19 protein-coding genes are annotated in these 24,099 nt (G+C 45.7%); 9 read left to right on the top strand and 10 right to left on the bottom strand.

What is annotated here, in order from left to right:
- The first annotated feature begins 89 nt into the window (after positions 1-89).
- A complete protein-coding gene (gene nagP, locus EYR25_RS18765; protein ID WP_039978398.1) occupies positions 90-1,388 on the top strand; it encodes an N-acetylglucosamine MFS transporter NagP in 1,299 nt (432 codons plus the stop codon).
- 64 nt (positions 1,389-1,452) lie between these two features.
- Here the strand turns inward: nagP and EYR25_RS18760 are convergent, their stop codons facing one another.
- From EYR25_RS18760 to aptA, 4 genes are all read right to left on the bottom strand, one after another.
- Entirely contained in the window at positions 1,453-2,175 is a 723-nt protein-coding gene (locus tag EYR25_RS18760) for a TorF family putative porin (RefSeq protein ID WP_133182144.1), read from the bottom strand.
- 174 nt (positions 2,176-2,349) lie between these two features.
- Positions 2,350-2,724: a cupin domain-containing protein gene (locus EYR25_RS18755; protein ID WP_133182142.1), complete on the bottom strand. Its 375-nt coding sequence runs from the start codon at positions 2,722-2,724 to the stop codon at positions 2,350-2,352.
- Between the two features lie 17 nt (positions 2,725-2,741).
- Complete coding sequence (locus EYR25_RS18750) at positions 2,742-4,232, bottom strand: CoA-acylating methylmalonate-semialdehyde dehydrogenase (RefSeq protein WP_037426296.1); 1,491 nt, start codon at positions 4,230-4,232, stop codon at positions 2,742-2,744.
- A gap of 52 nt (positions 4,233-4,284) precedes the next feature.
- Positions 4,285-5,625, bottom strand: coding sequence for an omega-aminotransferase AptA (gene aptA, locus EYR25_RS18745; RefSeq protein WP_133182139.1), 1,341 nt, complete (start codon positions 5,623-5,625; stop codon positions 4,285-4,287).
- A gap of 281 nt (positions 5,626-5,906) precedes the next feature.
- Between aptA and EYR25_RS18740 the strand changes: the two genes are divergently transcribed.
- Positions 5,907-7,403, top strand: coding sequence for an aldehyde dehydrogenase (locus EYR25_RS18740; RefSeq protein ID WP_133182137.1), 1,497 nt, complete (start codon positions 5,907-5,909; stop codon positions 7,401-7,403).
- A gap of 262 nt (positions 7,404-7,665) precedes the next feature.
- Entirely contained in the window at positions 7,666-8,094 is a 429-nt protein-coding gene (locus EYR25_RS18735; RefSeq protein WP_037426290.1) for an OsmC family protein, read from the top strand.
- 92 nt (positions 8,095-8,186) lie between these two features.
- Here EYR25_RS18735 and EYR25_RS18730 read toward each other — a convergent pair whose 3' ends face one another.
- Positions 8,187-8,807 carry a TetR/AcrR family transcriptional regulator gene (locus EYR25_RS18730; protein WP_133182135.1) on the bottom strand — a complete coding sequence of 207 codons (621 nt, stop codon included), beginning with the start codon at positions 8,805-8,807 and terminating at the stop codon, positions 8,187-8,189.
- Positions 8,808-9,447: 640 nt separating this feature from the next.
- On the opposite strand from EYR25_RS18730, the gene EYR25_RS18725 reads away from it, so the two are divergent.
- Together EYR25_RS18725 and EYR25_RS18720 are read left to right on the top strand one after the other, a co-directional pair.
- Positions 9,448-10,686, top strand: coding sequence for an efflux RND transporter periplasmic adaptor subunit (locus tag EYR25_RS18725; protein ID WP_037426285.1), 1,239 nt, complete (start codon positions 9,448-9,450; stop codon positions 10,684-10,686).
- A 13-nt stretch (positions 10,687-10,699) separates the two neighbouring features.
- Positions 10,700-13,843 (top strand): efflux RND transporter permease subunit, encoded by a 3,144-nt coding sequence (locus EYR25_RS18720; RefSeq protein WP_133182133.1) that lies wholly within the window; start codon positions 10,700-10,702, stop codon positions 13,841-13,843.
- Positions 13,844-13,968: 125 nt separating this feature from the next.
- Here the strand turns inward: EYR25_RS18720 and EYR25_RS18715 are convergent, their stop codons facing one another.
- From EYR25_RS18715 to EYR25_RS18705, 3 genes are read right to left on the bottom strand one after another with little or no spacing between them, the layout of a single operon-like run.
- Entirely contained in the window at positions 13,969-15,456 is a 1,488-nt protein-coding gene (locus tag EYR25_RS18715) for a methyl-accepting chemotaxis protein (protein ID WP_133182131.1), read from the bottom strand.
- Between the two features lie 9 nt (positions 15,457-15,465).
- Positions 15,466-16,191 carry a substrate-binding periplasmic protein gene (locus EYR25_RS18710; protein WP_039978375.1) on the bottom strand — a complete coding sequence of 242 codons (726 nt, stop codon included), beginning with the start codon at positions 16,189-16,191 and terminating at the stop codon, positions 15,466-15,468.
- A gap of 10 nt (positions 16,192-16,201) precedes the next feature.
- A complete protein-coding gene (locus EYR25_RS18705) occupies positions 16,202-16,876 on the bottom strand; it encodes a TorF family putative porin (RefSeq protein ID WP_133182129.1) in 675 nt (224 codons plus the stop codon).
- A gap of 698 nt (positions 16,877-17,574) precedes the next feature.
- On the opposite strand from EYR25_RS18705, the gene EYR25_RS18695 reads away from it, so the two are divergent.
- The gene (locus EYR25_RS18695; RefSeq protein ID WP_133182127.1) at positions 17,575-18,843 is read left to right on the top strand and encodes an HD-GYP domain-containing protein; all 1,269 of its coding nucleotides are present in this window, start codon (positions 17,575-17,577) and stop codon (positions 18,841-18,843) included.
- Positions 18,844-18,848: 5 nt separating this feature from the next.
- Here the strand turns inward: EYR25_RS18695 and EYR25_RS18690 are convergent, their stop codons facing one another.
- Positions 18,849-19,322, bottom strand: a complete 474-nt coding sequence (locus EYR25_RS18690; RefSeq protein WP_133182959.1) for a LabA-like NYN domain-containing protein — start codon at positions 19,320-19,322, stop codon at positions 18,849-18,851.
- A gap of 529 nt (positions 19,323-19,851) precedes the next feature.
- On the opposite strand from EYR25_RS18690, the gene EYR25_RS18685 reads away from it, so the two are divergent.
- Together EYR25_RS18685 and EYR25_RS18680 are read left to right on the top strand one after the other, a co-directional pair.
- Positions 19,852-20,790, top strand: coding sequence for a GGDEF domain-containing protein (locus EYR25_RS18685; RefSeq protein WP_023267580.1), 939 nt, complete (start codon positions 19,852-19,854; stop codon positions 20,788-20,790).
- A 56-nt stretch (positions 20,791-20,846) separates the two neighbouring features.
- Complete coding sequence (locus tag EYR25_RS18680; RefSeq protein WP_133182125.1) at positions 20,847-21,782, top strand: sensor domain-containing diguanylate cyclase; 936 nt, start codon at positions 20,847-20,849, stop codon at positions 21,780-21,782.
- A 165-nt stretch (positions 21,783-21,947) separates the two neighbouring features.
- Here the strand turns inward: EYR25_RS18680 and EYR25_RS18675 are convergent, their stop codons facing one another.
- Complete coding sequence (locus EYR25_RS18675) at positions 21,948-22,715, bottom strand: AraC family transcriptional regulator (protein WP_133182123.1); 768 nt, start codon at positions 22,713-22,715, stop codon at positions 21,948-21,950.
- Between the two features lie 143 nt (positions 22,716-22,858).
- Between EYR25_RS18675 and EYR25_RS18670 the strand changes: the two genes are divergently transcribed.
- A complete protein-coding gene (locus EYR25_RS18670) occupies positions 22,859-24,037 on the top strand; it encodes a multidrug effflux MFS transporter (protein WP_133182120.1) in 1,179 nt (392 codons plus the stop codon).
- Positions 24,038-24,099 lie beyond the last annotated feature (62 nt).

Here is a 24,099-nt window from a genome sequence, read left to right as displayed (position 1 = left end):
TTGCGATACGGATGTGCGGAATACTCAGCGGTTTTTAGTCCCGCCATCACCTTAAAAAATTAATTACTATAAGAAGCAGGTTTATGGAAATGACACTCGATAAAAGCCAGCAGAAAAGCAGTTTTCTCCCCATGGCGATAGTGGCAGCACTCTTTTTCATCCTCGGATTCGCAACGTGGTTGAATGGATCCTTGATGCCCTATTTAAAACAAATTTTGCAACTCAATCCCTTCCAAGCCTCATTAATCCTGTTTTCTTTCTACATTGCAGTGACTTTTACCGCGCTGCCTTCGGCGTGGGTTATCCGTAAAGTCGGCTATAAAAATGGTATGGCATTAGGTATGGGTATCATGATGCTCGCAGGCCTATTGTTTATTCCTGCGGCTAAGACCCAAATCTTCGCCCTGTTTTTATTTGCCCAACTAGTGATGGGCGCGGGGCAGACGTTACTGCAAACAGCGGTCAATCCCTACGTGGTTCGTCTAGGGCCTGAAGAATCTGCTGCGGCGCGCGTGAGCGTGATGGGGATTTTGAACAAAGGTGCGGGGGTGATTGCACCATTAGTATTCTCAGCATTGATTTTAGATAGCTTTAAGGACCGCATTGGTACTACGTTAACCCAAGTGCAAATTGATGAAATGGCAAACAGCTTGGTCTTTCCTTACCTCGGCATGGCGATATTTATTGGGGTGCTGGCGCTTGCTGTTAAAAAATCGCCTCTGCCAGAATTATCTAATGAAGATGAAGTGGCCGAGCACACTGATAAGGGCCAAATCAAAGCTGCATTGTCTCATCCTAACCTCGCATTTGGTGTATTGGCACTATTTGTGTACGTTGCCGTTGAAGTCATTGCTGGAGACACTATCGGAACTTTCGCTTTATCACTGGGCGTTGAACATTACGGTGTAATGACCTCATACACTATGGTGTGTATGGTACTGGGTTATACCCTAGGTATTCTGCTGATACCTCGAGTTATTTCTCAACCTACTGCTTTAATGATTTCCGCGATTCTGGGGATATTGCTCACCTTAGGTATTCTGTTTGGGGATAATAATTCCTACGCTATTGCTAACACTTTGTTGGTGCCTTTTGGTGGAGTGGCCTTACCTGATACCTTGCTGTTAATTGCTTTCCTAGGCCTAGCAAATGCTATTGTGTGGCCTGCCGTATGGCCTTTAGCCCTATCAGGTATGGGTAAATTAACGAGCACGGGTTCTGCGCTCCTTATCATGGGGATTGCTGGCGGTGCGTTTGGTCCTGTGTCTTGGGGGTTAATGAGTTCGGCAACGGATATGGGGCAGCAGGGCGGTTATATGGTGATGTTACCTTGCTATCTGTTTATTCTCTTCTATGCCGTGAAAGGCCATAAGATGCGTCACTGGTAATCGGTTATCACGCGATGTAAAAAAGCCCTCAACAGAGGGCTTTTTGCTATTTGCAGGGTATGAATTAGAAGGCGTAACTGACGCGTGCTAGCATAGTATCATCGTTTTGGAATACGCCATCTGAGACTTTTTGCTCACCACTTAAATCAGTGCCGAGCCAAGCGAGTGAAAGGCCAAATCCCATAAACTCCGTCGAGACGCCAACTGAATAATCTGAATAACTATCAAAGCCTTCACCATCATCTAAGGCATCACCTACGTTGTAGCCGTAATGTAAATCGAGACTCCAGTTTTCAACAAACTCGTAGGAGTAATTGATTTCGCCGTAGTGATAATCTAAATCGCTGCCACCGTAGTCATTGGTAAACCAATAGGCTACGCGAAATCCACTAAACTCGACGCCAGCAGTCACTTCAAAATAGCCTAAGTCACTCTCACCTGAATAGTTATAACGATAGAGTGTGACGTCATAGCTGAGGTTATCGTTAATTTCACCGCCGTAGGCTGCATAGAAATCATACTCAATATCTGGACCGTTATAATCGGGCTCATCAAAGTCCAAATTACTGGCCCAAGCGCCGACGGAAAACCCTGACTCAAAACTCCAATCGATGCCTCCTTGCACGGCAAAGTCGCCAGCCGTTTGTGAGACACCGCGGAAGCGGTAATCGTTAGTTAAGCCAATTTCTCCAGATACTTCAGCGGCAGCTATGCTGGAAAATAAGCTGGTGGTCAACGCCAGTCCAGCCAGTTTTGCCAGCCGTTTTTTCTGTAGGTTGTTATTCACGGTATTTCTCCCATTTTCTTGATTGACACGGATGTACAATGTTCTTTTATGTTTTAAAACAAATTCATACATCCGATTGTTTGCCAAACAACAGCCAAGGAAACTCCGTTGCTGTGACCTCATGGCGGTAAAGCTACATCACTTTAGCTTTGTTCATCGAAGTTAAACGCACCTCTATTTATGTGAGTTTTGTTCGAAGATGACGTACACCTTGCGGCAGGGGGTGACGACTTGCCACACACCTTGAAATCCCGCCGGAATGATAAAACGGTCACCGACGCTGAAGGTTTGAGACTGTCCTTCAAGATCGGTAAGCACACTGGTTCCTTCGAGAATTTCACAATACTCATATTCAGTGTAGTTGATTTTCCAAGCGCCTGATTCGCTTTGCCAAATTCCGCTATGGAATTGATTGCAAGGGCTGGAATAATGATTTTGTAATTGCTGCTTCGGGTTGCCAGAGATTAATTTTTCCGCAGCTAACTGGTAACTTTCCACGGGGGATTGTGCGCTGCCAAAGCGAATGATCGACCTGATGCTTATTGTCATATTGGCTCCCACCGATGTTATTTCATGGTTGGCATAACAAACTCGGCCTGAGTTTGCTTGCCTACAGGCCAGCGAGCTGTAATGGCTTTGCGTTTGGTATAAAAACGAACCCCATCAGGGCCATGCATATGCAGAGGACCAAAGAGCGAACGCTTCCAACCACCAAATGAATGGAAGGCCATAGGCACAGGAATAGGAACGTTAACGCCGACCATACCCACCTGCACATGGTGGCAAAAATGACGGGCAGCCTCACCGCTTTGGGTGAAAATGGCAGTGCCATTGCCAAATTCGTGTTGGTTGATAAGCGCGAGTGCAGTGGGATAATCTTTAACGCGCACAATGGATAGTACTGGGCCAAAGATTTCTTCGCGATAGATCCGCATCTCCGGGGTGACGTTATCGAATAAGCAAGCTCCCAAGAAATAGCCCTGCTGATGGTCGGCAACGGTTAATTGTCGGCCATCGACTAATAAGGTTGCTCCTTCCCGAACTCCGGTTTCAACATAGTCAGTGACTTTGGCTAAGTGTTGTTTGGAAATAAGGGGGCCCATTTCCATCTCGGGGGTAAGGCCGTTGCCCACTTTTAAGTTTTGGATCTGTGGCAATAGTTTTTCCACTAACGCATCACCCACATCGCCCACCGCCAACACGACCGATATTGCCATACAACGCTCGCCCGCACTGCCGTAGGCTGCGCCCATCAGTGCACTTACCGCTTGATCTAAATCCGCATCCGGCATCAGTAACATATGGTTTTTTGCGCCGCCTAAGGCTTGTACTCGTTTACCGTGTTTGGATGCTGTGCTGTAGATATACTCGGCGATTGGCGTTGAACCGACAAAGCTAACGGCTTGCACATCTGGATGAGTGAGCAGGGTATCGACGGCCTCTTTATCGCCGTTGATGACGTTAAACACCCCATCGGGCAAGCCAGCTTGTTTAAGCAGCTCGGCAATTCGCATCACTGAACTTGGGTCTTTTTCTGAGGGTTTCATGATAAAGGTGTTACCGCAGGCAATCGCGATTGGGAACATCCACATGGGAACCATCACGGGGAAGTTAAAGGGCGCTATGCCTGCGACAACACCTAAAGCTTGATTAACGGACCAGGAGTCCACACCACCACCAACCTGCTGGGTATGTTCTCCTTTTAGCAAGTGTGGAATACCGCAGGCAAATTCGACGACTTCAAGGCCGCGGATAAGCTCACCCTTGGCATCATCGAGCACTTTGCCATGTTCTCGGGTGATGAGTTGTGCCAGCTCATCCATATGCTGCTCGACTAACGCTTTGAATTTAAAAAGTACACGAGCACGATTAAGGGGCGTTACCTGTGACCAAGTCTCAAAGGCAGATTTGGCGATGGCAATAGCGGCAGCGACTTCATCGCTACTGGCGAGGGAGACTTGACCTCGGCATTCGCCAGTGGCCGGTTCAAAAATTTCTTGGCTTCTTGTACTGGCTGGAGTGTGTTGGCCATTTACATAGTGTGTAATCTTAAACATAGCTAACCTATATTCCCCTGATTTATCTGCGTGTAATTTAAAAAAGAGTGAATCACCCAACGGCCTGTATCGCATCGCTAAGGCTGTTAACCATCTGGTCAATATGATGTTTTTCAACAATGAGTGGTGGAGACATGGCGATAATATCGCCCGTTGCACGCACGAGTGTGCCTTGATGGAAACAACGCTCGAACACCCGATAACCGCGTTTGCCAATGCCTTCGCTATTGGGCGCAAGTTGGAAACCCGCGACCAATCCTGTGTTGCGAATATCAATCACATTGGGCAAACCTTTTAGGCTATGAACAGCCGCTTCAAAATGACGCTCAAGCTCGAAACTACGTTCAAACAACTGCTCATTTTCATAGATGGAGAGTGTGGCGAGTGCTGCTGCAGCGGCGACTGGGTGGCCTGAGTAAGTATAACCGTGGAAAAATTCAATCAGTTCTGTCGGCCCTTGCATACAGGTATCGTGAATAAAATCCTGCACAAACACTGCGCCCATTGGGATTGCGCCATTATTGATAGCCTTGGCCGTGGTGATCATGTCGGGGATAACGCCCCAGCGCTGACTAGCGAATGCGGCACCGACTCGGCCAAATGCGGTAATCACCTCATCAAAAATCAACAGGATGCCGTATTTTTGGGTAATTTCGCGTAGGCGTTTTAAGTAGCCTTGAGGTGGTAAAATTACCCCTGCCGAACCCGACATAGGTTCAACAATAACGGCAGCAATATTTTCGGCGCCATGGAGTGTGACTAATTGCTCTAACACTTCGGCTTTTTCTGCCCCAAGGCTAGGTAATCCGCGGCTAAAGGCTGAATTTTGAATATCTAAAGTGTGAGGTAGGTGATCTACGCCTTGCAACAGTTGGCCGCTAAAGGCTTTACGGTTATTACTCAAGCCGCCCACGGAGATCCCACCAAATCCTACGCCATGGTAACCCATTTCTCGGCCAATAAATCGGGTGCGTGACGCTTGGCCATTAGCTCTGTGGTAACAAAGTGCCATTTTTAGCGCGGTATCAACGGACTCTGAGCCTGAGTTGGTAAAGAAGACCTTATTAAGTCCTTCTGGACTGAGTTCGGTTAAACGCTCCGCCAATTCAAAAGCAATAGGATGACCCATTTGGAAGGATGGTGCGTAATCCATCTCGCGGATTTGTTTGCTGACAGCTTCACTGATCTCACGGCGTCCATGGCCTGCATTACAGCACCACAAGCCTGCAGTTGAGTCTAATACCTTGTTACCATTGATATCCGTGTAATACATGCCTTCTGCTTGGGCGAGCAAGCGAGGGCTGGCTTTAAATTGACGATTGGCGGTAAAAGGCATCCAGTAATGTTCAAGAGATGGATGCTCATGCGTTGTGTTGTTGGGTGAGTCGGCCATAAATGGTTACCTTGTCCTTTTCCTTGTTAAATGAGGTCAGGTCTTCGTTAAGGGTGGCTAATATTTGCTATGCTATGTTAGAAATAATGAACATGGAAGAGGTGTGTGCAGTTATTTGTGGCAAAAATGCTATTTTTGTAAAAAATATTGAATTTTGATGTCCTAAAAGCGTAATCTAGGCTGCAGTTACAGCCTTAGGTCATCTTTGGCAGTTGTTAGTCGAGATAGCCCTTATCCCAATAAAGCTAAAATAAACGAATACAAACGATTAAGAGGTCATCATGAGTACACCTAAAACACGGAGCGATTGGGAAAACCTCGCTGCAAGCCTAGCAATCAATGGCAAGGCTTTTATTAACGGCGAGTATAGGGATGCGGCATCGGGCAATACCTTTGATTGCGTCAGTCCAATCGATGGTCGTTTATTAGCACAAGTTGCCAGTTGCGATTTGATGGACGCCAATATCGCTGTGGCCAATGCCCGTGAGGTGTTTGAGTCTGGAGTATGGTCAAAGGCCTCTCCTGTTAAACGTAAGCAAGTGATGATCCGTTTTGCCGAGTTATTGGAAGAAAACGCCAATGAACTCGCTCTGCTAGAAACCTTAGACATGGGGAAGCCAATCCGTTTTTCAAAGGCGGTAGATATTGCGGGCGCCGCCCGTGCAATTCGTTGGTCGGGTGAGGCCGTTGACAAACTCTACGACGAGCTGGCGCCTACGGCACATAATGAAATCGGCATGATCACCCGTGAACCCGTAGGCGTGGTGGCAGCAATTGTGCCTTGGAACTTCCCGTTATTGATGGCCTGTTGGAAGCTGGGACCAGCACTAGCAACGGGCAACAGTGTTATCCTTAAACCTTCGGAGAAATCTCCCTTAACCGCGATTCGGATTGCTGAACTTGCGGTACAAGCAGGGATCCCTAAGGGCGTGTTAAACGTACTGCCGGGTTATGGGCATACGGTCGGCAAGGCGCTGGCACTGCATATGGATGTGGATACCTTAGTCTTTACGGGCTCAACAAAAATCGCTAAACAATTAATGATTTATGCGGGCGAATCGAATATGAAGCGGGTGTGGCTTGAGGCTGGCGGTAAGAGCCCGAACATTGTATTTAATGATGCGCCCGATCTTAAAGCCGCAGCGGTGGCGGCGGCCGAAGCCATTGCCTTTAACCAAGGTGAAGTTTGTACCGCAGGCTCGCGTTTGCTAGTGGAGTCTGGGGTTAAAGATCAACTTATTGCGCTGATCGCTGAAGAACTTGCCTCGTGGCAGCCCGGGCATCCGCTAGATCCCGCTACTGTTAGCGGCGCAGTGGTCGATAAGCAGCAATTAGATACCATCTTAAGCTATATCAAAGCTGGCCAAGACGAAGGCGCCAGTTTAGTGCATGGTGGACAACAAGTGCTGGCCGAAACGGGCGGTGTTTATGTGCAGCCCACTATCTTTAGCCAAGTGCACAACAAGATGAAAATCGCCAGCGAGGAAATCTTTGGCCCTGTGCTATCTGTCATTGAATTTAATGGTATGGAGGAGGCTATTGCGATCGCCAACGACACCATTTATGGCTTAGCGGCAGGGGTGTGGACAGCGGATATTAGCAAGGCACACAAAACGGCTAAGGCACTACGAACAGGAATGGTGTGGATTAACCATTATGATGGTGGCGATATGACGGCACCTTTTGGTGGTTATAAGCAATCGGGTAATGGCCGAGATAAATCTCTGCATTCCTTCGACAAATACACCGAAATCAAGGCAACTTGGATAGCGCTTTAGCGCATACTTGGCCTCTTTCAATGTTATTGGAAGGGGCTTTTAGTGCTTTTTTACTTCGATGTTTTGGATTTTTTATTGGTTTGCCTGTGCAAAATAACTGACATTTCTCGCGATTTGCTTAAAACCTCAAACCCTAGACATGCAGGTTAAGCCCTTACACCTACTTCCGAATCTGACTTTATAAACTGTGATCTTAGCTTGTGACTTTTCATTTCAATATCATTAGAATAATCTGATTGAAAAAAAACTAATGGAGTTCATCATGGCTGAAAAAGTAGTAGAAGTCACCACACATATGGGAAGCGGTTGGAAGGTTACGGCGCAGGTACGGGAGCATTTGCTGGTTATTGATCAACCCAGTGCCACTAATGAAGGCGCTAACCCGTTAGAAACGTTCTTATTTTCACTTGGTGGTTGTATTTCGGCGATTGCCAAGATGGTTGCGCGTGAACGTAATATCACGATTCGCCAGTTTGATGTACATGTGAGGGCCGTGATGAATTCGGCGGGATTATTAGGTCAGCCCTCGGACGATCCTGTAGGCTTTAAAGAAATCGCCATCAACGCCAGCATAGACGCCGACTTAACCGACGCAGAAAAGAACGAGTTTTTAGATACAGTGTGTAACCGTTGCCCCGTCCACGATAATCTGCTGCGTCCAAGTTTAGTCACCCACCAAGTTCAGCATTAATCTCGATTCTCATCTGGATTTAGGGCGGCTTAAAAGCATAAACCCCAGCTTTCACTGGGGTTTATGTTAATAGTCATATGCTAATTGTGCTATCACGGATTATTTTTCGGAAAGTTAGCTAATACTAGCTCGGCGACTTTGCGAAGCTCTTCCGGACAAATGCCATTGGTGGCTTGCACAGCCATGCCTTGCAGCACTGTGCCAATATATCGAGACAGTAGCAGCGGATCGGCATCCGCGGGAAGATCGCCTTCATCCTTTGCTCGTTGTAGACGTTCGCATAAAGCCTGCTCACCATCACGACGGCGGGTGATAAGCGTTTCTTTAATCGCTTGCCCTGCTTCGCTACAGGCGAGGGCACCTTGTACTATCAAGCAGCCTTGGGGGTGACTCTCATCCACTAAGGAAGATGCAGCGCCATAGAGCATAGACTCAACGACTTGATAGGCAGTTTCTTTTTCAAGAGAAGGATAGAAAAACGCACAGGGGCGCTGCTCATATAATTCTATCGCTTTCAGAAACAGCTGCTCTTTGTTACCAAAGGCGGCATAAAGGCTGGGTTTGTTGATGCCCATTGCCTGAGTTAGATCGGTTAACGATGTACCTTCAAAACCTTTTTGCCAGAAGACTTCCAAGGCTTTGGCCAATGCATCGTCGGCGTCGAAGGCTCGTGGACGACCTACGCAGGGCGTCTGGGTGACGGTTGACATCATTAGGCTCCTCAATTCTCAATTGCCCCTAGGATAGACATGGGTTTAGTTCATGTCCAGCCACTCTTGCCTGCTGTCTGCGGGTTAGGTGAGTAACTCACCAAAATATATCGTCCATTCAAGCCCACATAGCACGTTTGCTGTGGCTAGGGCGTATTGACGTTTCAGGGTTATTTTTGCAGCAATTTAGCTGGCTTTTATGCAAGGCAACGTCCGTGCAGTGTAGTTATTCTACATAAACGGACGATAACGCAGCAGAAACGCCAGCCAAATGCTGCCCGAAGGGTTCGTCTGGCAAGCCCTTGCTCTGACTTTCTGTCATAAGAGCCGCTCGTCATTTGAGTAGAATAACGACACATCATTCCTCGTTTCGCGAGCACGTGCTTGCCAGAACGAACAAAATCTAATCTCGAAACGTCAACACGCCCTAATTACCTCAAAGGCTTAACTACATAGTTTCACGCTGTCACAAAAAATTAAATACTCATCGGTACAAAATTTGTTGACAGGATCATTTTACACTATATATTACCGCCCAGTACATAATATTTTTTACCAGTCGGTATTTATTGGTTTTGACCGAGTGCCTATCACTGATGTCTGTCTTAAACGAGATAAATGCCTGCCACATGAGGATTGTAAGATGAAAAGTAACCAACCTTTACGGATATTGATGTTGACTGCCGTGGCGGCTTTTGTCCTTTCGGCCTGTGGTGAACCCGAAGCCCAGCAGGGGCAAGCACCGGGTGCACCTAAGGTCGATGTTGCGCAGGTATTGCATGAGCGCGTTACCGAGTGGGATGAATTTACCGGCCGTTTGCAGGCGCCAGAGAGTGTGACCTTAGTGCCACGCGTGTCAGGCTATATCGCGTCGGTAAACTTTAAAGAAGGCGCCTTAGTGAAAAAAGGCGATGTGCTATTTCGTATCGATGCGAGTGTGTTTGAAGCGGAAGTGGCCCGGTTAAAAGCAGATCTTGCTAGCGCGCTCTCTGCTGAGCAACTGGCCACTAACGACTTAGAACGTGCCCGCAAACTCTTTGCCCAAAAGGCAGTATCGGCAGAATTACTCGATACCCGCGAGTCTAACAAACGCCAAACCACGGCGGCCGTGGCCTCTGTAAAAGCGGCACTGCTACGCGCCGAGCTGGACTTAGATTATACCCAAGTGCGCGCACCGATTGATGGCCGAGCCTCCTACGCCAATGTCACCGCCGGTAACTATGTGTCTGCGGGGCAGAGTGTATTAACTAGCTTAGTGTCGACCGCCAGCATGTATGCCTACTTCGATGTGGATGAGCAAACCTATCTGAAATACGTCAAGTTAACCGCCGAGAAAAAGCGTAAAGACCCTCGTGCTGGCGACAATCCCGTGTATATGGCGCTTGCCAACGAGCGCGAATATCAACACATAGGCCTAGTGGATTTTGTCGATAACTCGATGGACAGACAGACGGGCACTATTCGAGTACGTGCCACGTTTAGCAATGAAGACAACAGCTTACTCCCAGGTCTGTTCGCCAGATTACGCACCGCAGGTAGCGGCGCCTACGACGGCATCTTAATCGATGATAAAGCCGTGGGCACGGATCTGAACAACAAGTTCGTCTTAGTGGTGGCAAACGATGGCACTGTGGAGTACCGCGGCGTCACTTTAGGTGAAAAAGTTCAAGGTTTACGCATTATTAAGCAAGGTTTAGCGGCAAACGACAAGATCGTCGTCAATGGTATGCAAAGGGTTCGTCCTAAGATGCAAATTGAGCCACACCTGGTTGATATGGCCGATAGCGAGCAGCTAGATGCGCTTCGTCAAGCTCAATTACTACTTGATAAACATCAAGAAAATATCACTACCCCAGACGTTGAAGTAGCGAGCCGCGGTTAAGGAATCCAACAGAATGTTGTCGCAGTTTTTTATTAAAAGACCGATATTTGCAGCCGTTCTCTCGCTGCTATTTTTTATCACAGGGGCTATTGCTGTCTGGCAATTACCTATTACCGAATACCCTGAAGTGGTACCACCGACAGTCGTGGTGACCGCCAATTATCCTGGCGCTAACCCTAAAGTCATTGCCGAAACGGTTGCCTCGCCCTTAGAACAGGAAATCAACGGCGTCGAAGACATGCTGTATATGTCATCGCAGGCGACATCCGATGGACGCATGACCTTGACCATCACCTTTGCCATTGGCACCGATGTGGACAGGGCGCAAACTCAAGTGCAGAGCCGCGTTGACCGTGCTATGCCACGTTTGCCGCAGGAGGTTCAACGCCTTGGGATTGTGACCGAAAAGTCCTCGCCCGACTTAACCATGGTGGTGCATTTACTGTCGCCGGATAACCGTTATGACATGCTGTATTTGTCTAACTACGCGGCGCTCAACGTAAAAGATGAGTTAGCACGTATCAAAGGCGTGGGCGCGGTGCGTTTATTTGGTGCGGGCGAATATAGTCTGCGGATCTGGCTTGACCCGAATAAAGTCTCGGCGCTTGGCATGTCGCCAGCTGAAATTATCGCCGCCGTACGTGAGCAAAATCAGCAAGCGGCAGCGGGTAGTTTAGGGGCGCAGCCTAGTGGTAATGCCGACTTCCAACTCTTGATTAACGTTAAGGGTCGTCTGACTGAACTGTCAGAATTCGAAGACATTATTATCAAGGTCGGTCAAAACGGTGAGGTGATCCGTCTTAAGGATGTGGCGCGTGTCGAACTCGGTGCAACTAGCTATGCGCTGCGTTCATTGCTGGATAACAAGGATGCAGTCGCGATTCCTGTATTCCAAGCATCAGGCTCGAATGCGATTCAAATCTCCGACGATGTGCGAGCCGAAATGGCAAGACTGGCGAAGTCTTTCCCCGAAGGGCTGCAATACGAAATTGTGTACGATCCGACCGTGTTTGTGCGTGGCTCGATTGAAGCTGTGATTAAAACTTTACTTGAAGCCGTGCTCTTAGTGGTACTCGTGGTGGTGCTGTTCCTGCAAACTTGGCGCGCCTCGATTATTCCGCTGGTGGCCGTGCCTGTGTCTTTGGTGGGGACCTTCGCCTTTATGCACTTGATGGGCTTCTCGCTTAATGCTTTGTCGCTGTTTGGTCTGGTGCTGGCCATCGGGATTGTGGTCGACGATGCCATCGTGGTGGTAGAAAACGTCGAGCGAAATATCGCTTCGGGTTTAAGCCCAATTGCCGCAACACAAAGAGCCATGAAGGAAGTGACTGGGCCGATTGTGGCAACCACTTTAGTGTTGGCCGCGGTGTTTATTCCTACCGCCTTTATGAGCGGATTAACGGGGCAGTTTTATAAACAGTTTGCGCTGACTATCACGATTTCGACCTTTATTTCGGCCATTAACTCGCTCACCTTGAGCCCTGCGTTATCGGCGTTGTTACTCAAGGGCCATGATGCACCTAAAGATGCGCTCACTCGGTTAATGGATAAGCTGTTTGGTGGCTGGTTATTTACGCCATTCAATCGCTTATTCAACCGTGCCTCAGAAGGTTATGGCTATTTAGTACGTAAGGTTATCCGTTTTGGCGGCATTATCGGACTGGTGTATTTGGGCATGGTTGCGCTTACGGGCGTGCAATTTGTGAATACTCCAACGGGCTATGTGCCAGGACAGGATAAGCAGTATTTAGTGGCATTTGCCCAATTACCGGATGCGGCCTCACTCGAGCGTACCGATGCGGTGATCAAGAAAATGTCCGATATCGCCTTGAATCACCCCGGTGTGGCGCACTCTATTGCCTTCCCCGGTCTGAGTATCAACGGTTTTACCAATAGCCCTAACTCGGGCGTAGTGTTTGTTGCTCTAGATGATTTTGAGTTACGTAAGAGTCCTGAACTGTCGGCGAATGCGATTGCCGGCCAATTAAATCAGCAATTTGCTGGTATTCAGGATGCATTTATTGCCATCTTCCCGCCGCCACCTGTGCAAGGCCTCGGCACTATTGGAGGGTTCCGTCTGCAAATTCAAGACAGAGCCAACCTTGGTTATGAGGCCTTGTATCAGGTGACCCAACAAGTAATGTACAAGGCGTGGGCCGATCCACAATTAGCGGGGATTTTCTCCAGCTATCAAGTGAACGTGCCACAACTTGAACTGGATATCGATCGAACTAAAGCGAAACAGCAGGCAGTGTCGCTCGATCAAATTTTCCAGACATTACAAACCTATATGGGCTCGACCTATGTCAACGACTTCAATCGTTTCGGTCGAACCTATCAGGTGAATATGCAGGCCGACGAAGCATTCCGTCAAAGCCCGCAGCAGATCAGTCAGCTAAAAGTGCCTAATGTGAATGGCGATATGATCCCACTCGGCTCCTTTATCAATGTGAGCCAGAGTGCGGGGCCCGATCGCGTGATGCACTATAACGGTTTCACTACGGCTGAGATTAACGGTGGCCCTGCACCCGGTGTGAGTTCGGGCCAAGCGCAGGCGGCGATTGAGAAAATCCTTGCCGAGACTTTGCCCATAGGCATGACCTACGAGTGGACTGAACTGACCTATCAGCAGATCCTCGCCGGTAACACAGGCTTGTTAGTGTTCCCTCTGGTGATCCTGCTGGTATTTATGGTGCTGGCGGCGCAGTACGAGAGTTTGAGTTTGCCATTGGCGATTATCTTAATCATTCCAATGACCTTACTCTCAGCGCTCAGTGGTGTGCTTATTTATGGCGGTGATAATAATATTTTCACCCAGATTGGTCTTATCGTCCTCGTGGGCTTAGCGACCAAGAACGCGATTCTGATTGTCGAATTTGCCAAAGAAAAACAAGACCATGGTATGGAAGTCATGGAGTCGATTCTCGAGGCGGCGCGCTTACGTTTACGCCCCATCTTGATGACCTCTATCGCCTTTATCATGGGGGTGGTACCCATGGTGTTTTCAACAGGCGCGGGCGCCGAGATGCGTCAAGCCATGGGCGTCGCGGTATTTGCCGGTATGATAGGGGTGACGTTGTTTGGTTTGATCCTGACGCCATTGTTCTACTATGCGTTAGCTAAAGGTGGTCGTCGTAAAACCGTGACGACTGTTTAAGTTAAGCTTTGTTTTACGATGTTTTAGCTAAGTTATCGAATAAACCGCAGAGATAATTTTAACTTGAGCCGTTGCTATTCATGATTTGCGTTATGTATCAGGTATAGCAACGGCCTACTAAGAGCTTAGGTTTTAAAGACACTGACATTTTCCTTTAACTGGATAGCGAGTTCTTTCATATCATTCGAGTACATTTGAACGTTTTCAATTTTGCTCATACTGTTCTGTCCAGATGAAACGACTTCATTAATATTTTTACTAATATCTTCTGCAACCATACTTTGCTCTGTAATTGCCGCAGAAATATGACTCGACATCTGAGTTATGGCCGTAATAGCGTCGGCGATCCGATGAATAGATGCACTAGCCGAATTAGCTGCTTGCATACTCTCATGGCTTTTGTCTTTACTGATCGACATGACTTTGACTGCAGATTGAGAACCTTGCTGAAGCTGAGTAATAGTTGCATGAATTTGAGCGGTACTTGCTTGTGTTCTACTAGCAAGTGAACGAACTTCATCAGCAACTACCGCAAAACCTCTACCTTGTTCGCCAGCGCGAGCAGCTTCAATAGCCGCATTTAGGGCGAGTAAGTTAGTTTGCTCTGCGATGGATTGAATGACATCCAAGAGTGATGCAATTCCTTGAACACTTTCTTCTAGTGAGCCGATAACACCTGAGGCTTCATCGAGCTGTTCAACTAAATCTTCGATAGCTGAAATGGAGTTATCGAAAGCTTGCTGAACTTTATGGGAATCAAGTTTTGCAGTTTCTGCCGATTCTAAGGAGCGTTTAGCATTGTTTTCAATTTCAACCGCCGATGATGCCATTTCGGTAATAGCAATGGCTATTTGATCGGTTTCAGCTTGCTGATTGGTTAAATAGTTAAAGCCTTCACTACTGAGGTTAGAAATATTTTGCGCCACATTATAGGAGTCATCAATTGAGAGTTTTACCGCTTTAATCAATTCGGCAATTTTATGCTCGAATTGATTAAATGAGGCCGCAAGTTGGCCAATCTCATCGTTGCGTCTAACAACTAACTCTTGAGTAAGATCCCCTTCACCGTGAGCAATTGTGGCCATTTTATCTGCAACCTCAAACAAAGGTTTTGCAACTAAATTATTGAATATTAGTGTTAAAACGGTCCCGAGAATTAAAACTAGAAGCAGTACCTTAAGTGCAGATGCAAGTGCTAAGTCTAATAAGGCTTGGTCGATGTGGCTTTCATCTATATAGAGTTTTAAACTGCCAACTTTGGTTGGGCTGCCGTTATCATCAAAAAATAATTCCCCTTCGATTGTGTTTGCCGTAGCGGGGCCCTGAGTTTCGACAAATGTTTTACCATTAGTATCTTGAATCACTAACTTAGCAATGTTTTCCGAGGTCACTTCGGCATTGACGAGTTTTTGCGCCAGTTTATCTTGGAAATTCCACATCGCATTGGGCAGGGATAGTCCTATTCGCTCTTTCGCTAGTGATATTTCAGCGTTTAGCTTGTCTTTTAGCTGACGGCTTTGAGTTGAATAGTCATAAACCCCGAAGCATAATAGCACTAATACCATCGCGCCTAATGCGGTGCATACTAACCTAAACAAGATGGAGTGGATCAAGGGGAACTCCTACTTCAAGTAGTTTGACATGATGTTGTTAACGTCAATTTTCGTTAGTCCTTGATTATAAATTTTCTGCCATTTTTGGCCTTCGGCATCATTACGAAACGCAATATAGAGATTTTTATCTTCTAAGATCACATTGTTCATTTCTACAGTATTTTTAAATTCGCTGAGAGATGGATCTGTATTGAGTAAATATTTCAATACGTTGGCGTCAATTACTGCTGCATCGAGGCGTCCAGAGCCTACTTTTTTGACATTGAGATCGTCTGAGGGGACTGCATCCCCCTTAATGGCACCAGATGCAATCATGTCATCTAATTCTTTGGTATTTACATAATCTTGGACGACTCCAATCCGTTTACCAGCTAAATCTGCGACAGCAGTAAAACTAATCGGCTTGTTTTTATTTTGTACCAAACCTAAAGGGCCTTTACCCATGGGATCGGAAAACACAAATTCCGAGGTTTCATATTTGTATTCTGGGAAATAACCTAAGTATTTAGAGTTTGGTTCCGACGCCATTTTTACCGCTCGAGTCCAAGGGAAAAAATCGACAACTAACTCATGTCCCTCAGCCTTAAAGGCCGCTTTAGCCACTGCGACAGAGGCTCCTTGCTCACTTAAAGATTTATCTGAATAAGGTGGCCAAGATAAAGACGTTAAATAGACTGTTTCTGCAACGGCAGTGTTGATAAATAGTACTAAAATCAGGGATACCAAAGTTTTCATATTGGCCTCTTTAGAAATTAAAAGTGCGTGCAACAGTTACAAGAAAAGTTCCTTCACCGTAGGTCTCAAGGTCTGTATCTTCATAACCTGCGGTAAAGTCCCAGCCAGACCAAGAATAGTTTGCGGTAACGCGCCAGTGGATATAGGCGTCATCGTCAGTCTCCCATTCCCACTTATCACTATCTAAGCTTTTAGAGTAGTCCGCGCTAATATCAAAGGACAAATCGTCATTAATAGGGAATGATTGTACGACCATAACTATGGCATGCCCTGCACCTGTGCCAAAGTAGTCCCAGGAGTACCAAAAATTCAAATTAGTATTGGCATAATTGAACTTGGCGTAACTTTCTGCATAGTTGTAATCGGAGCTAAACCCTTCGCCATGGTAGGTGTATTGGGCTATGCCAATGTCGAGATTGATGGCATCTGTTAGGGCAAAGTAGTAACCGACGTAGGCATCAGCTTCTAAATCGGTACCTTCACCAAAGTCGACATTTGAACCCCAAATTCCTGCATATAAACCAGAATCTCCAGCCCAATCAAAACTGGCTTGTAAGGCTGGGTCTTCTTGAGTTTGGCTAACGCCATTAAACAAGTAATCGGAGGCGACTTTGACTGTGACTGAGGTTGCAGCAGAACAAGGTAGTGTGGCTAACAACATTAAAGCGGAGAGCGAATATTTCATATCATCCTACTAATACTTAATTAGGGTTAAAGTAAGCTTAGATTGGATTTTTAGATTCGCAAATTGTGGTTAACCATCTGAATACGCTATAGCCCTAATGACTATTAATATTGCACTTCCTTTATTTGTGTCGGCTGTGTTGATATTCAGGAGGGCATCAGTTTACGGTGAGATATGGAATGGAATAGACGTAGTTAATGTAAGATTGAACCTCTTGTTTAATACTAAGACTACTAAGGCGTGCTGACGTTTCGAGATTAGATTTTGTTCGTTCAGGCAAGCACGTGCTCGCGAAACGAGGAATGATGTGTCGTTATTCTACTCAAATGACGAGCGGCTCTTATGACAGAAAGTAAGAGCAAGGGCTTGCCAGACGAACCCTTCGGGCTGCATTTGGCTGGCTTTCTGCCGCGTTATCGTCCGTTTATGTAGCATAACTACACTGCACGGACTTTGCCTTGCATAAAAGCCAGCCAAATTGCTGTAAAAAAACTGAAACGTCAACACGCCCTAATTAAAAGTTTTAATAATCAATTGGTAAGGTTAGAACTTGCGATTCTATGATAGGTGGACTAACTGGCACTTAAAAGGTTCTTCTCTTAGCTATGATTTATAGGAGTTATTGGATTTATCTGGGATAAAAATCAAGGTATTGACTATATTTTACAGAGGTTGATTCGATCAATTAGGGAAATGCGATGAATACCATTCAGCCCTCAAGTGTAAAAATCAAAGTGGATGTTAGGCATGCCTTGATAGCCGTGGCGACAGTATTGGACTTTGTTGGTGTGGACGATCTCCATCATGGACATCGAGTGGCTTACATTGCGTATGAATGTGCGTGTGTTTTGGGTTGGCCTGATGATAAAAAGCAATTTGCTTATTTTGCAGGGCTTATTCATGACTGCGGTGTGTCCTCATCGGAAGAGCATTTGCGTTTACTGAAGCTGATGCAACCGGAAGATGCCCAGTGCCATAGTCAACGCGGTTATGAAGCATTACTTAAATGCCCTATCCTAGACGTATTTGCGGCTATTGTCCTTTATCATCACACACCTTGGTTGGAGTTGCTTTCCCATGATCTTTCCACTTTTGAGCGTGATGTTGCGGCGTTGATTTTCTTAGCCGATCGTACCGATTTTTTAAGAGCGAGATACACCCATGGTTGCCATGAGGAGTTAATTACTTTGCATGAAAGTATGGTGGCTGAAAATTTAATGGCCCACAGCGGAACCTTATTTGAGCCAGAAATGGTCAAGGCGATGTGCCAGTTAGTTAAAAAAGATGGCTTTTGGTACAACATGGATGCCAGCCACATAGCGTTATTAGGTTTAGAATTTGAGGCGAATAATTTTTACGACAAAGAGTTGGATTTAGAAGGGGTAAAGCAATTGGCGCGATTTCTTGCTCGGATTGTCGATGCAAAGAGTCCTTTTACATTCCACCATTCTGACAAAGTAGCTTTACTCGCTAAATTACTGGCGAAGGATTGTGGCCTCAGCGAAGAGGATGTCGAACTCTTGTATGTTGCAGGACTACTACACGATGTTGGTAAGCTAAAAACCCCAGATTTGTTACTTCATAAGGAAGGTAAGCTGACGAAGGAGGAATATTCAATTGTTAAGCGCCACACCGTGGACACTGAACATACCTTACATAGTTTTTTTCCAAAATCAGTGATTGGCGAATGGGCTTCAAACCATCATGAACGTCTCGATGGTTCCGGTTATCCCTTTAGTAAGCGGCAAGAACAGCTAGATCTACCTTCACGTATTTTGGCTGTCGTTGATGTGTTTCAGGCGTTAACGCAAAAACGGCCATATAGAGGCTCTTTAGCCCTATCAGATATTTTTGAAATTATGCAGCCAATGGTCGATAAGGGTCAGTTAGATGCCGATGTTTATCGCGTGTTGTTGGCCGATATTGATAACTTTTATCGGCTTTCGACTCACGAGTTTCAAGCCTAAGCGCCCTAAAGCAGCAAAGTATCATTGATTGGATTAAACCGTGTTGCCGCATCTATTAGGGATTTTGCCGTAAGTTGAGGTACGCCATATACTTCGGCGCTGATGTCATATTTTTGCCTTATCTTATCGAGCAATAATGCAAAATCACCATCACCAGAAAGTAATATCACAGTATCTACCTTAGGCGCGGTTTCGAGCACATCTATGGTGATACCCACATCCCAATCGCCCTTCGCTGAGCCATCAGTGCGCTGTATAAAAGGTTTTAGTTTTAGCTCAAAGCCGATATGTCTTAAGGCATCTTGAAACTTCAATTGACCTTCATCGCCACGGTTAATTGCGTAGGCTGTTGCGCCGACAATCTCACCTTGTGCACTTAACTGTTGCCAAAGTTTACGATAGTTAAATTGGCGCTGATAGGCCTCACGGCAGGTGTAATAGATGTTTTGTACGTCAACAAAGAGGGCGATTTTATTCAAGATGATAGTTGGATGAGTGAATGTCATCGTCACTATAGCATGGACTGTTAATGATAAAACTGCATCTCATGAGGCCAAAGGCATAGAACTCGTCACTGGTTGTGACCATTGTGCGAGTTATAGCTATACATTTTGGAAACTTTATATTGATAAACATTAAGTTAATGTAGTGATACTTGAGTTATGACTTTATTGTTTTACTGATTTATGTCGCTATTCGATTCGGAACTATATACATAAAATCATCGTGTGGTTTTATTTCGTACGTAAAACCCTAAAAGTAACGGTTAAAAAATAAGCTGTTGAATTGTGTTAATTAATATAGATTCAAACAAGTCATATGTTGTGATGAGTAGTTAAACGCTTGTCTTATAAAATATTTATTTTTAATTAATTTTATTATTCATTTTTTACATTTAAAGGGTTTCGATATTTTCTCAATAAGTCTTATTTGTTGTCTTGTCCTTACAAATCTTATGTGCTTTTATCAGTAAATGTTATCTGTATGTTGTAATTTTGGAGGGTACGGATGCGACGATTATTTACTGAAGAGAGTGAGGCGTTATTATTTAAGACATTGAATTATATCCCTATTCCTATTTTGTTATCTGAGGGGTTAGAAGTTGAGGGACGACGCCCAAGCACGCATCGAGTACATCATTTTATGAATCACGCTTTTATCGAGCAATTGGGCTATAACATAAACGATATTCCTGATATTGCGGCATGGTTCGATACTGTTTATCCCGATCCTATTATAAGAAATAAAGCGATGCTTGAATGGGATAACGTTGTTTATGCTAGTGAAAAACAAGGACTTAGCACTGCAGGGTTTAAAACATATATTCGCTGCGGTAATGGTGAGTTCCGCTGGTTTTTAATTACAGCTCAATTAACGACAGAAAACCAATCCAATTTAAATATTGTGACTATGAGAGATGTTCATCAATTACAGCTTTTGATTGAGGAAAATGAGCGGCAATCGAATACGGATTTACTGACTGGTCTTGCTAATCGTCGGCGGGTTGAGGAAGTGTTAGCCATAGCAATGAAGCAAAGTAACCTTGCTCACTCTTCCCTATGTTTAGTGATGTGTGATATCGATTTCTTTAAGGATATCAATGATAACTTTGGTCATCTCTGTGGTGATGATGTACTCAAAATTGTCGCTGTACAATTGCAAGAATCTGCTAAATCAGCAGCCAGTATTGCGCGTTGGGGCGGAGAGGAATTTTTAATTGTTTTGGATAATACCGAACCTGAGTCCGCAGCATTGCTTTGCGAGCACTTAAGAGAGCAGATTGAGCAGACTGATTATCGGTCCTATGGTCAGTTAATGCATTTCACGATGAGTTTTGGTTGTGTTAAATATCAACCAGATGAAAGCCTACACAGCCTGCTCTCTCGAGTTGATAAGGCCCTATATAAAGCAAAAAACAATGGCCGCAATAATGTTGTAATGGCTTGAATATGTGGCTACGACTAAGGTTCGAGTAGACCGATATGATTTGAATGGGGAAGGATATGGTTAAGCGAAATACACCTCAAACAGAGGAAATACTCTTTCAAAGCTTAGATTTTATCCCTATCCCCATCCTGCTTTCCGAATCTCACATCAATCAATCTTCCGGAAAAATACAACGAATACATCGCTTTATGAATAGAGCTTTTATCGAGCAGATTGGTTATACCATAACTGATATTCCCGATATTGATGCTTGGTTTAATACTGTTTATCCAGATGCTGTTGTCAGACAGGCGATGATTGACGGATGGGAGGCTGAAGTTAAGCGTAGTTTAGCTGCGGGTATCAAGACGGCAGAAATGCAGGCGAGGATCCGTTGCGGTAATGGTGAATTCCGTTGGTTTGTTATTACGGCGCAAATTAGTACTGATAACCTATCGGATTTGCATGTGGTGACCATGCGGGATATCCATGATTTGCAAACACTAATAGAGGAAAATGCTCGGCTTTCTTACACTGATATGCTCACAGGACTTGCCAATCGCCGTGAGGCGGAAAAAGTGTTGACGCAGCTAATCATCCCTGCACATCAGACCGACGCTAAAGTGAGCTTATTGATGTGTGATGCGGACTTTTTCAAAACGATCAACGATACCTATGGTCATTTATGTGGTGATGAAGTGTTGGTACAAATCGCAACAACGTTGGAAAAATTTACCCACCAAGCCAGTTGTATTGCTCGTTGGGGCGGGGAGGAGTTTTTAATTATATTGCGGCATAGTTCCTTAGACATAGCCTACCAGTTAGCAGAAGATATTCGCTGTGAGATAGCGAGTACGAGTTTTCACTATCAAGAGCATCAGTTGAATCTTACCGTGAGTTTAGGTTGTGTTTCAGTTCAGCATAATGAGAGTGTCCGAAGTGCGCTTTATCGAGTAGATAAAGCACTTTATCGCGCTAAGCTTGAGGGGCGGAATCGAGTCATGATTGGCTAGACTGGATGTTTGGCCTAGTTTGAGCTAAAAATCTTAAACTATCTTTTTGATTCCTAAACTTTTCTCAACGAGAAAGCTCAAGCTTTTCACTTTAGCTAATGGGTTTATCCAGTTAATCAAGGTTACAGTTCGAAACATTTATACGCGCAAAATCAAATATTGGGTTTATTTAAAATATTGCGCCGGTGTCGTTCCTGTATATTGTTTAAAAAAGCTGATAAAGGCGCTGTCACTGGAAAACTGTAAGTTGAATCCTACCTGCGCCACCGAGGCGCCCGCAGCTAACTGCTCAATGGCCGACAGTAAACGCCATTGCTGCCGCCACGCCTGATAAGCCATGCCTGTTTCGTTGCTAAAGATACGGCTGATGGTGCGTTCGCTGGCGCCGATTTCAATAGCCATATCCTGCAAGCTGGCGGGAATTTTTTGCTGTTGCTGCAATTGCTTAAGCCAAGTTTGCAGCCGTTTGTCTTTGGGCAGGGGTAAGCTTAAATTCTCTGCATCCGCATTGAGTAACTCTTCAATCAGCAGGGCAAAGGCATTATGCTGGCTGTGTCTGGGCTTGTCCCAAGGCCAAAAGGACATAGTGTCGATTAACGCTTTGAGTAACGGATTTACATGGAAAATCGTGACGTTATCCGGCAAAGACGCCACGGTTTCAGGCTCAAAGTAGAGTGAGCGATAGGCCACAACATTGCGCATTGTGACTTGATGTACCACGCCTGCGGGCAGCCAAGCCGCACGGGTTGGCGGCAATACGACTTGAGTATCGGCTAAGTTAAACCGCATACATCCCGCCGATGAGTAGAGCAGCTGAGCCTTGCGATGCTGATGTACGCCTGAGTCATGCTCGCCCATTTCGGCGGCAATGCCGATCACTAGGTTGTTTAAGGCATCGGGATTAAATTGCTGCTCCGGTTGAATAAAGGCCATGTTGTCTTATTTTTGATGTTTTTTGTCTAAGTATCGTTAATTGTCAATTAGGGATCCTATCTATACTGCGCCCTCTTTGACAAGTATGGAGCGCCGTTTTGGTTTATCGGTTAACCCTGAGAACTAAAACTTAGATAAAAATCATGAAAATAAAACCACCACTCTGGTTGTGTGTGCTGTTGATGATGTTTCCGCAAATTATGGAAACCATCTATAGCCCTGCGTTGCCTAATATTGCAGAAAACTTTGCGGTGTCTGTTGCCAGCGCCTCGCAAACCTTATCTGTGTACTTTATCGCGTTTGCTGTAGGCGTATTTTGCTGGGGTCGTTTAGCCGACATTATTGGTCGGCGCAGCGCGATGCTTGCGGGCTTAGTCTGTTATGCCATTGGTTCCGCCTTCGCGTTGATGATTAGCGACTTTACCCTGTTGTTGCTCGCTCGGGTATTATCGGCCTTTGGTGCGGCGGTTGGCTCTGTCATTACTCAAACCATGATGCGTGACAGTTACAACGGGGAGGAACTCGCGAAAGTCTTTTCGGTGATGGGCATGTCTCTTGGGATCAGCCCGATTATCGGATTGCTATTGGGGAGCATCCTCAGTGCTTATTGGGGATATCAAGGGGTGTTTGTCGCCCTGATGGTTTCTGCCATTGTGTTGTTGTTTTTGTCGGTAAAATCTTTGCCCGAAACCAAGCCTGAACTCACCCAAAAAATCGCGCTCGTTGAGTTAGCTGTCAAGATGCTTACCGACAGCGGGATAATGAAAAACACTTTGCTGGTGGCTTCATTTAACTTGATGTGGTTTAGCTACTTTTCACTGGCGCCATTTATGTTTGAGTCGCAAGGATTGTCGACGCTTGCCTTCGGTGCCAGTGGGTTGTTATTAGGCTTTGGCGCATTTCTTGGCAGTTATTTTAATAAACTATTACTGGGTAGAGGCTATTCCAGTGCACGATTGGTGCGGTTAGCAAGCCTTATGGCGCTATTCGGTGGACTCGGTATTTGGCTGTTCCAATCGACTGATATTGGTTTGAATAGTGTTTACTTTTTACTACCCATGCTGTTGATTGTGATTGCTTATGGGATTGCGATTCCTAATATCCTGAGCTCGGCGCTGGCAAACTACCGCGCTTATGCAGGTTCCGCGGGTGCTCTGTTTGGACTGTTTTATTACATTCTGTTGGGGCTAGGTTTAGGCGCTGCAGGCATGGTAAGCCATCTTGGTGGCGTGATTAGCTTCGCGGCGCTGCTATGCGTTGGGCTTGGATATGCGGGTTTGGCAGGCAGGATAGTGCTAAGAGGGAAGTCGTCTCGAGCGTAAATAAAAAGCCAAGGGGGATTCCCTTGGCTTTATGGTTCTAACAAACACCTTATGCCGTTTCG

The organism is Shewanella decolorationis, from assembly GCF_004354305.1.
GTDB classification, from domain to species: Bacteria; Pseudomonadota; Gammaproteobacteria; order Enterobacterales; family Shewanellaceae; genus Shewanella; species Shewanella decolorationis.
The sequence above is the reverse complement of the archived record's forward strand: the minus strand, read 5'-3'. Positions and strand labels throughout refer to the sequence as shown.

Excerpts from the sequence above, each read along its gene's own strand:
- EYR25_RS18705 (WP_133182129.1), bottom strand. The coding sequence starts at position 16,876 with ATGAAATATTCGCTCTCCGCTTTAATGTTGTTAGCCACACTACCTTGT.
- EYR25_RS18755 (WP_133182142.1), bottom strand. The coding sequence starts at position 2,724 with ATGACAATAAGCATCAGGTCGATCATTCGCTTTGGCAGCGCACAATCC.
- EYR25_RS18685 (WP_023267580.1), top strand. The coding sequence starts at position 19,852 with ATGCGACGATTATTTACTGAAGAGAGTGAGGCGTTATTATTTAAGACA.
- EYR25_RS18720 (WP_133182133.1), top strand. The coding sequence starts at position 10,700 with ATGTTGTCGCAGTTTTTTATTAAAAGACCGATATTTGCAGCCGTTCTC.
- EYR25_RS18740 (WP_133182137.1), top strand. The coding sequence starts at position 5,907 with ATGAGTACACCTAAAACACGGAGCGATTGGGAAAACCTCGCTGCAAGC.
- EYR25_RS18670 (WP_133182120.1), top strand. The coding sequence starts at position 22,859 with ATGAAAATAAAACCACCACTCTGGTTGTGTGTGCTGTTGATGATGTTT.
- EYR25_RS18675 (WP_133182123.1), bottom strand. The coding sequence starts at position 22,715 with ATGGCCTTTATTCAACCGGAGCAGCAATTTAATCCCGATGCCTTAAAC.
- EYR25_RS18735 (WP_037426290.1), top strand. The coding sequence starts at position 7,666 with ATGGCTGAAAAAGTAGTAGAAGTCACCACACATATGGGAAGCGGTTGG.
- EYR25_RS18710 (WP_039978375.1), bottom strand. The coding sequence starts at position 16,191 with ATGAAAACTTTGGTATCCCTGATTTTAGTACTATTTATCAACACTGCC.
- EYR25_RS18750 (WP_037426296.1), bottom strand. The coding sequence starts at position 4,232 with ATGTTTAAGATTACACACTATGTAAATGGCCAACACACTCCAGCCAGT.
- EYR25_RS18730 (WP_133182135.1), bottom strand. The coding sequence starts at position 8,807 with ATGATGTCAACCGTCACCCAGACGCCCTGCGTAGGTCGTCCACGAGCC.
- aptA (WP_133182139.1), bottom strand. The coding sequence starts at position 5,625 with ATGGCCGACTCACCCAACAACACAACGCATGAGCATCCATCTCTTGAA.
- EYR25_RS18695 (WP_133182127.1), top strand. The coding sequence starts at position 17,575 with ATGAATACCATTCAGCCCTCAAGTGTAAAAATCAAAGTGGATGTTAGG.
- nagP (WP_039978398.1), top strand. The coding sequence starts at position 90 with ATGACACTCGATAAAAGCCAGCAGAAAAGCAGTTTTCTCCCCATGGCG.
- EYR25_RS18725 (WP_037426285.1), top strand. The coding sequence starts at position 9,448 with ATGAAAAGTAACCAACCTTTACGGATATTGATGTTGACTGCCGTGGCG.
- EYR25_RS18680 (WP_133182125.1), top strand. The coding sequence starts at position 20,847 with ATGGTTAAGCGAAATACACCTCAAACAGAGGAAATACTCTTTCAAAGC.